The sequence below is a fragment of the Frankia sp. AgKG'84/4 genome (assembly GCF_023242965.2).
Classification (GTDB): domain Bacteria; phylum Actinomycetota; class Actinomycetes; order Frankiales; family Frankiaceae; genus Frankia.
The window spans coordinates 1-7903 of record NZ_JALKFU020000222.1; the positions used below are offsets into that span (position 1 = coordinate 1).

General features: G+C 72.0%; 8 protein-coding genes and 2 pseudogenes. 4 read left to right on the top strand and 6 right to left on the bottom strand.

Annotated features, from left to right (window positions below):
* From MXD58_RS14805 to MXD58_RS31685, 6 genes and pseudogenes are all read right to left on the bottom strand, one after another.
* On the bottom strand, positions 1-440 hold a 440-nt coding region (locus tag MXD58_RS14805; RefSeq protein ID WP_250609420.1), incomplete at its 3' end, for a hypothetical protein.
* Positions 437-1258, bottom strand: coding sequence for an HNH endonuclease family protein (locus MXD58_RS14810; RefSeq protein WP_248841029.1), 822 nt, complete (start codon positions 1256-1258; stop codon positions 437-439). The genes MXD58_RS14805 and MXD58_RS14810, both read right to left, overlap by 4 nt.
* 91 nt (positions 1259-1349) lie before the next feature.
* Positions 1350-3227 (bottom strand): HNH endonuclease, encoded by a 1878-nt coding sequence (locus MXD58_RS14815; RefSeq protein ID WP_248841028.1) that lies wholly within the window; start codon positions 3225-3227, stop codon positions 1350-1352.
* Between the two features lie 454 nt (positions 3228-3681).
* Positions 3682-4122, bottom strand: coding sequence for a nitroreductase family deazaflavin-dependent oxidoreductase (locus tag MXD58_RS14820; protein WP_248841027.1), 441 nt, complete (start codon positions 4120-4122; stop codon positions 3682-3684).
* Positions 4123-4150: 28 nt separating this feature from the next.
* Positions 4151-4753: pseudogene (locus MXD58_RS14825) on the bottom strand (cytochrome P450); the annotation flags it as partial.
* A gap of 143 nt (positions 4754-4896) precedes the next feature.
* Positions 4897-5052, bottom strand: a pseudogene (locus MXD58_RS31685) (amidohydrolase family protein); the annotation flags it as partial.
* Between MXD58_RS31685 and MXD58_RS14835 the strand changes: the two are divergent.
* The 4 genes from MXD58_RS14835 to MXD58_RS14850 all read left to right on the top strand — a co-directional run.
* Complete coding sequence (locus tag MXD58_RS14835; RefSeq protein WP_248841026.1) at positions 5033-5179, top strand: hypothetical protein; 147 nt, start codon at positions 5033-5035, stop codon at positions 5177-5179. The pseudogene MXD58_RS31685 and the gene MXD58_RS14835 overlap by 20 nt on opposite strands.
* A 124-nt stretch (positions 5180-5303) precedes the next feature.
* Positions 5304-6539 (top strand): toxic anion resistance protein, encoded by a 1236-nt coding sequence (locus tag MXD58_RS14840; protein WP_248841025.1) that lies wholly within the window; start codon positions 5304-5306, stop codon positions 6537-6539.
* 38 nt (positions 6540-6577) lie between these two features.
* Positions 6578-7117, top strand: coding sequence for a hypothetical protein (locus MXD58_RS14845; RefSeq protein WP_248841024.1), 540 nt, complete (start codon positions 6578-6580; stop codon positions 7115-7117).
* Positions 7114-7903: TerD family protein (locus MXD58_RS14850; protein ID WP_250609421.1), on the top strand; the 790-nt coding region annotated here is incomplete at its 3' end. The genes MXD58_RS14845 and MXD58_RS14850, both read left to right, overlap by 4 nt.

Consider the following 7903-nt stretch of genomic DNA (forward strand, 5'->3'; position numbering starts at 1 on the left):
GCGTAGGCCACCGCGGACCCGGCGCCGGGGACGACGAGCATCCGCAGCTGGCCGGCGCGCAGGGGCAGCGGATCGGTGAGCAGCCCCGCCCGTGGTGGCAGCGGCGCGGTCGCGACGATGTGCCCGCTGTCGGGCTCGGTCCGCAGGGTGAGGGCCGCCAGTGTGAGCTCCGGCAGCGCGTCGACGTCGACCTCGGCGCCCAGCCAGCCGCGCCCGCCGAGCGCGCGCAACGTCGTCGGCCCGGTCGCCACCGAGGCGGCGACCGTGAGGCCACCGGTGCCGTCCGGGCGGATCGTCGCCGTCACGGTGCCGTCCCCGCCGAGCACCCGCGCCGGCCCGTGCACCGTCACCTCGCCGTCGGCGACACTGATCGTCGCCTCGGTGAGCGTCAGCCCGTCGGCGCTCAGCCCGGTCAGGTCGCCCAGCGTCTCGATGATCAAGATTTCGCCTTCGTCATGACCGGCAGGCCGGTGTATCCGGGGTAGGGGAGTTGCTGGGTGGCGCGCGCCCGCCCGCGCAGCGTGCCGGTGAAGGGCTCGCAGAACAGCCGGTCGAGCTGGCCCTGCACGATCGGGTCGGCGAGGTCGGCCTCGTTCAGCCGGTTCTCGAACACCGTCATCCAGACCGACCAGAAACCCAGCGTCGTCGCGATCGCCTTGATCTGTTCCGCCAGCAGCCGGGGGAAACGCTGGTCGAACCCGCCGGTCGCGGCCCCGGCCTGGACGTACCGGTCGGCGAGCGTGACGGCGCTGTCCCAGGCGTTCGTGCGGTTGCGGACCCGGCGGTCACTGGAGCGCCGATCGTTCTCGGCGGGAACGTTGTTGAGGCCGAACAGGTCGATCGTCGCCGCCGCCCGGGTCGCGAGCGTCCCCGCGGCCGGCGCGACCAGCACCAGGCCGTTCACCCGGTGGTAGCGGAACGCGGTCGACGTGTCGATCCGCAGGTCACACGGCCACAGGAAATCGCCGATGTTGATCGACGTCCCCTTGACGGCCTTGCGGGAGTTGCAGTTCGTGCAGGCGAGCAGCAGGTTGTTCCAGGCGTTCTCGAACTGCGGCTCGAAGCCCTTGCCGGCCATGTGCTCGATCGCCGCGTTGCCGCACAGCGCGACCTCGCAGTACGAGCAGTACTCACCCAGGCGTTCGAGCAGCGCGCCGCCGTAGGCGTGGTAGTCGTAGACGACGGTGGCCGCGCTGCGGCTGGCCCGGCCGTACAGCGAAAGGATCGACGGTGCGGCGTTGCGGAAGACAGGACGCATCGGAAGTCCTCGGGTGGGGGAGACGGATGACGGCCGCGCGTCCCCGGGGACGGCGAGCGGGGACGGGACCGCGTGGGTGGTCTGGCGGGCGTCAGATCCCGGGCGGCGGGGCGATCACAGGCGGCGGGGGCGGCGGCGGCAGCCGGGTGCCGAGGAACTGGCCGTCGAGGGCGGTGAGCAGGGCCGTCCTGAGGTCCCGCTGGGCGGTGGTGGCGCCGGGCAGGCTCCTGATCAGCGTCGTCCACACGGTGGCGCAGCCCGTCGCGCCGGCGGTCGTGCCGATGGCGTCGATCAGCACCTGGAGCTGGGCGGGCGGCAGGTTCGCGCCTTGCGCCTCGAGGACTCGACGCAGGCTCTCGACGGCGACCGTCCAGGCCAGCGTGCGCCGATAGACCCGCCGGTCGAAGATCCGGTTCTCCTTCTTGCCTTTCGCGGCGCGGCCACCGTCATTGCGGTTGTCGTTGAGGTTGACCATGGAGATCGTCGTCGCGCTGGGATGCGGCTGTCCCAGCGCCGGGGCCGGTGCGATCGACCGCACGGACAGCTCCAGCGGCATGTCGGAGAACTCCCCGGCCCGCAGCGTCGCCTCCCGGGGCGCCTCGGTGCCGGGGTGCAGCTCGCCCAGCTCCACCCAGTGCCGCTGGGCGAAGGCGATCTCGTAGTTCTCCGTGTCGATGACCTTCACCGCCCCCACTGCGGTCCAGTCCGGCAGGCCGAGCTGGCGGGTGACCGCGGGCGTGAAGGTCCGCGCCAGCAGCATCAGGCGCGCGTCGATGGCGTCGACGGTGATGGAGCGCGACGACGTCCCCAGGGTGACCCGGCACTGCTTCACCTTCCCGCGGCCCCTGGCCCCGGGGATGTTCATGCCGACGACGACCAGATGCTCCAGGTAGAAGGCACACACGTAGTCGGTCAGGCGCGTGCGGGCGGCGACCCGGTAGGTGCCGCTGGCGCGCAGGAACAGCGGCGCGATCGCGCGCAGGGCCGGGTGCACCTGATCCCAGGCGAAAGCGGCGGTGGTGCCGGAGAAAGTCCTGATCGTGTCGAGGGCAGCCGCGTTCACGCGGGTCGCCCCCATCCGGTTCGGCGCGGCCACCCGGGCGACGAGGACACCGACCGGCGACGTCGTCCGGCTGAACGCGCCGCGGGTGAACCACTCGGCCACCCGGGCGCTCGGAATGTCCACGCGGTGCACGACCGTCGAACCGAGTCGCACGACGTGCTGCAGGACATGGGTGTATTCGGCGCCGAAGCTCGTGTACGCCGGATCGCGGGGGCTACGGAAGGTCCCGCGGGCCCGCGCCGCGGCGGTGGCGAGGGCGAGCGCGGCGTCGGGGTCGACCGAGTCGTAGCCGGGGTTCTCACCCTTCGCGCTGTTGCAGGCCGCGCAGGCGAGCAGGAAGTTGTCCCAGGCGGCCCCGTAGGCGGGGAACGTCGCCTTCGGCAGGACGTGCTCGGTGGCCAGCGAGGTGACCACCGGAAGCTCGCAGTAGCTGCAGAAGGCGCCGAGGCGCCCGATCAGCCCGCGCCGGGCCCGCCGGTACACCGTGAGCCGCTTGGCCCCGGCCGTCAGCGCGGGGTCCACGCGCGGGCCGAGCCTGCGCCATAGCTCGACGCAGATCTGGGCCTTCTCCCGGAGGTCCACAAGCGCCGCCCCGCCGCGCCCGGACAGGTCGGGCTCCTGCCCCTGACCGGCGATATCGCGCACGTCGTCGAGGCGGTCGGTGAACTCCGTCAGCAGCGTGCGCGGGTCGAAGCCGCAGAGCGTGAGAACCTTCTCGGCGTCGATCCGCGCGTCGTCATCCAGCGCCTCGTTCACCGCGGCGACGACCCGGCGGCAGAAGTACGCGTCCGTCGACCCGCGCAGCGAGGCGAGATACAGGGCCTGCAGGTAGGAGGCGAACGGAGCGATGTCAGCTTCGAGATCCCGGTAATCGTCGACGACCGTGCCAGGATTGACAGGACGCACTCGTTCTCCCCCGCGCCGCAAAAAGTCCGCCCGACGGTGGGCGCGACGAAAAACACCGCGACAGAAAGCGCGGCGACGAAAAGCACTACAACGAAAGCCTGGATGGCACGCCCGACGGCGCCGAAAGCGGGCGCTCGCGACGTGCGGTGAAGGTGTTGGCTCGCGCATCCCCCATGACGACGGCGACCGGGGGAAACGGTATCGCGTGTCTCGGGGGACGACAAGTGCCCGCGGTGGCCGCCTGGCGACACTCACGGAGTAATGGCCGGGACATTACCGTGGGAATCTCGCCATTCTGCTCAATGGCGACGTATCGGTACGGGGCGGGCGAGGAGAGGCCGTGGTCGTCGAGGGGCTCGGCGGTGAGCTCGATGAGGAGTCGGGCGCGGGCCAGCCGGATCAGGCTGGCCCGCGCACAGTCAGGACAGGCCCGGCGGGACGGGCCTGGCCACCGTCAGTTCGGGGTCAGGACGACGACGGGAATGACGCGGTCGGTCCTGGTCTGGTAGACGTCGTAGTTCGGCCAGGTGGTCGCCGCGACTTTCCAGAGCCTGGTGCGCTCGTCGCCCTCGGCCGTGCGGGCCGTCACCGCGATCTTCCTGTCGCGTACCTGGATCTCGGCCTGCGGCTGAGCCTGCAGGTTGAGGTACCACAGGGGGTGTTTGGGAGCGCCGCCGGTGGAGGCGATGAGCAGGTAGTCGTCGCCGTCCCGGGCGAAGATGAGGGGGGTGGTGCGGGGCTGTCCCGAGCGGCGGCCGGTCGTGGTGAGCAGCAGGGTCGGCACGCCGTTCCAGAGATAACCGGTCTCGCCGCCGGTCTCCTGATAGGCGCGGACATGCTCGGCGCCGAGCAGCAGGATGTCCGGCGCCGTGTAACCGGGCTCGTCAGTCGTCATCACATACCTCTCGATCCTGAGTTCGACGTCAGCCGAAGACCACGGGAAGTTCGGTCACGCCTCGTTCGTACAGGCCGATGAAACGCGGGGCGTCGGCGTCGGGGTCCAGCCGTAGGTTCGGGAGCCGGTCGAGCAGCGCCCCGACACCGGTCGCGATCTCGGCCCTGGCGACGTGCATGCCGAGGCAGATGTGGGCACCGCCCCCGAAGGCGAAGGAGGCCCGCGGCGGCCGCGTGATGTCGAACTCGTCCGGCCGGTCCCAGCGGTTCGGATCCCGGTTGGCCGCGCCCAGGCACAGGTGCAGCACCGACCCGGCCGGCAGGTGCGTTCCGTGGAAGTCGATGTCGCGGGTCACCCACCGGGTGAACATCGGGTCGGTGGGCATCCAGCGCAGCGTCTCCTCGATGACCGGACGCAGCAGCGAACGGTCATCGCGGACCGCCGCCAGCAGGTCGGGCCGCGCCAGCAGGGCGGCGAGGGTGATGCCCATCTGCTTCCAGGTCGTGCCCGATCCGGCGTGCGGCAGCAACAGCGCGAACGAGTAGACCTCGGCGTCGGAGAGCCGCTGCGTGACGCCGTTCTCGTCGGTCATCTCGGCCTGGACGAGCACGCTGATCAGATCGTCCTGGGGCCGTGACGGGGCACGCGTCGATCGCGGCTTCGAGGACGACGGCCTTGCTCTGCTCGTCGTGCGTGAAGGTGTTCGGCGCGTAGACGAGGCACATGCCACTGCCGAGGCACAGGCCCCGGTCGACAACGATCTCCGTCGGCATGTCAGGCCAGGCTCGCGAGCGGGCTGGGGACGGTCGGCTCGGCCGCGGTGAAGCGGTAGAGCCGCTCGGCGTTGCCGCGCAGCAGCTTGTACTGGGTCTCCGGCGGCAGGTGCTTGATCCGGTTGTGCGCGACCTGGATGCAGTTGGGCCAGGTCGCGGCGTCGGTGATGCTGCTGGGTCCCCAGCGTCTGCTCGCCGAGAGCGAGCTCTACGCCCTTGGCCAGCAGGTGGCCGACGCCGCCGGCCGCGCCAGCAAGAGCGCGGGTAGCCCCAGTCCCGCCTGAGTGACTCCCGCCAGCCGCGGCCGCGAGGGCCGGCGGTCCCGCCGCCGCGTAGGGTCGAGGGTGCTGGACCACGTGACACGGCGCTGACGCCACCCGGAACGGCGGGGGTCAGGAAGGGGCGTACATGTCGGATCCGCTGGACCTGGGCGGGCCGCTGACGCCGCCCGGGAGCCCGACCACCAGGACGCAACCGGCCCCCGGCGCGCTCGTGCTCACTGCGCCGGAGCCCGTCCCGGTCGTCGCCGACGACCAGGTGGACAGCATGGTGCCGCTCGACGAGACAATCCGCGAGCAGTTGCGCACGCGCGCCGCGGCGTTCGCCGACGACCTCGCGACGCAGGACCCGCGCAGCCCGGCCTTCCAGGACAAGATCAATGACATCATGCGCATGGGCGAGCGGGAGATCGTCGCGAGCGCCCGGGTGTCCAACCGGATGCTTGAGCGCCCGGCGGCCGCGCTCAGTGGCGCCCGCGGCCGCGGGGGTCGCGGCGGCGATGCCCAGGCGCGCGTCGCGGCGTCCCTCGTCGAGCTGCGCGCGACGGTGACCGAGCTCGACCCGGGCAGGGCCGACCTCAGCGGTGGCCGCAGGCTGCTGGGCGTGGTGCCGTTCGGGAACAGGCTCTCCCGCTACTTCCAGCGCTACCAGTCGGCGCAGACCCAGCTCGACGCGATCATCAGGGCGCTCGACTCCGGTCAGGACGAGCTGCGCAAGGACAACGCCGGCGTGGACCAGGAGAAGGCGAACCTCTGGGCCGCGATGGGCAAGCTCACCGAGTACGCGACGCTCGCGAAGGCGCTCGACGGCGCGGTCGCGGCGAAGATCGACCGGCTGCGGGCCAGCGATCCGGCGAGCGCCGACGCGCTCACCTCGGACGCCCTGTTCCCCATCCGCCAGCGCCAGCAGGACCTGCTCACCCAGCTCGCGGTGAGCGTGCAGGGCTACCTCGCCCTCGACCTCGTGCGCAAGAACAACATCGAGCTCATCAAGGGCGTCGACCGGGCGCAGACGACGACGGTGGCCGCCCTGCGCACAGCGGTGATCGTGGCGCAGGCGCTGGCGAACCAGAAGCTCGTCCTCGACCAGATCAACGCGCTGAACGCCACGACCAGCGGCATGATCACCTCGGTCGGCGAGATGCTGCGCCAGCAGTCGGGTCAGCTCCAGGAACAGGCGTCGGCCAGCACGGTCAGCGTCGAGGCGCTGCAGAAGGCGTTCGACGACGTCTTCGCGACCATGGACGCCCTCGACACGTACAAGGCCAAGGCGGTGCAGAGCATGGCGAGCACCGTGGCGGCCCTGGAGACGCAGGTCGGGCGCTCCAGGTCGTATCTGGAGCGGGCCCGCGCCGACGAGCGCTGATCGCACCCCCCACCCGACCGGGACGGACAGGAGGCACCGTGATCTTCCGGTGGCGTTCCGGCACCGGCACCGGCACCGGCACCGGCACCGGCACCGGCACGGACGAGGTCACGCCGGCGCCCGATCCCGGGCGGCGGGCCGAGCCCGAGGTCGTGCGCCGGGCGCGGCAGCTCCAGGAAGAGCTCGCCGCGATCATCGCGAAGGCGAACGCGGCCGGGGGGCGCCTGCCGGCCGGGGCGGTGCCGACCGTGCGGGACATCGACGACGTCCTGCGACCGTTACTGCGCTACATCGAGGTCCAGTCGGCGAGCGACGAGGAGCTGAGGCACCTCACCGCGATGATCCACGAATACCTGCCGCAGGCCCTCGACGACTTCCTGGCGTTGCCCGCCCCGTACACCGAGCGTCCCGGCGTCACGGGCAGCACGCCCGCCGACGATCTGATCCGCCAGCTCCAGCTGCTCGACGAGGGCGCCGGCGAACTGCAGGACCTCGTCTACACCGGAGACGCCGCGCGCCTCGCGATCCAGGCACGCTTCCTGGACGCCAAGTTCCGCCGCTCCGACCTCGAGCTATGACCGTCACCCTGCCAGGCGGCGGCAACGTGCTGCTGGCGGACGCGGCGCCCGGTGTCGAGCAGGTGCGCGTCTGCCTCGGCTGGCACGACGAACCCAGCCTTGCCGGCGTTGACCTCGACGGCGTCGTCATCCTCATCGACGCGCCCGGGGAGGGAACCAACGGGCCGACATCGGCGCGGATGCTCCTCGCCGATCAGGTACCGAACCCGACGGAACGCCTCGGCGGTCCGCCACCCCCGCGCCCGCTGCCCGGCGACGCCGAGCGGCACGTCGTCACGCTGGGGGCCGTGCCCGCGGCGCTGAGCCGGCTGCAGTTCGGCGCCGCGATCTACGACGCGGCCGGTCGCGGGCAGACGTTCCGGCCCGTGCACGGCCTCTACCTCCACGTGCTGAACCACGCCGACGGCGTCGAGATCGCGCGCTGTTCCTTCGAGGCGGAGACCGGCCTGGAGACGGCCATGATCTTCGGCGAGATCTACCGCCACCCGCGGGGGTGGAAGTTCCGGGCCGTCGGGCAGGGCCGCGCCGACGGCCTCCCGGGACTCGCCCACGCCGCCGCCGGCGCCACGGACACCCACGTGGACGCCAACGGTGCCAACGGCGCTGGTCGTGACATCGCAGCGGCGCGCCCCCGCGACGTGGCCGACTTCCTCACCCGGACCTCGCCCTCCCGGACCCGGCGCAACCTGGCCGAGCACCTCCACCCGCCGCGCGCCAGCACGCCCCCGGCAGCGCCACTGGCACTGACGCGGCCGACCCCGATCCGGCCCCCGGTGTCACCAACCC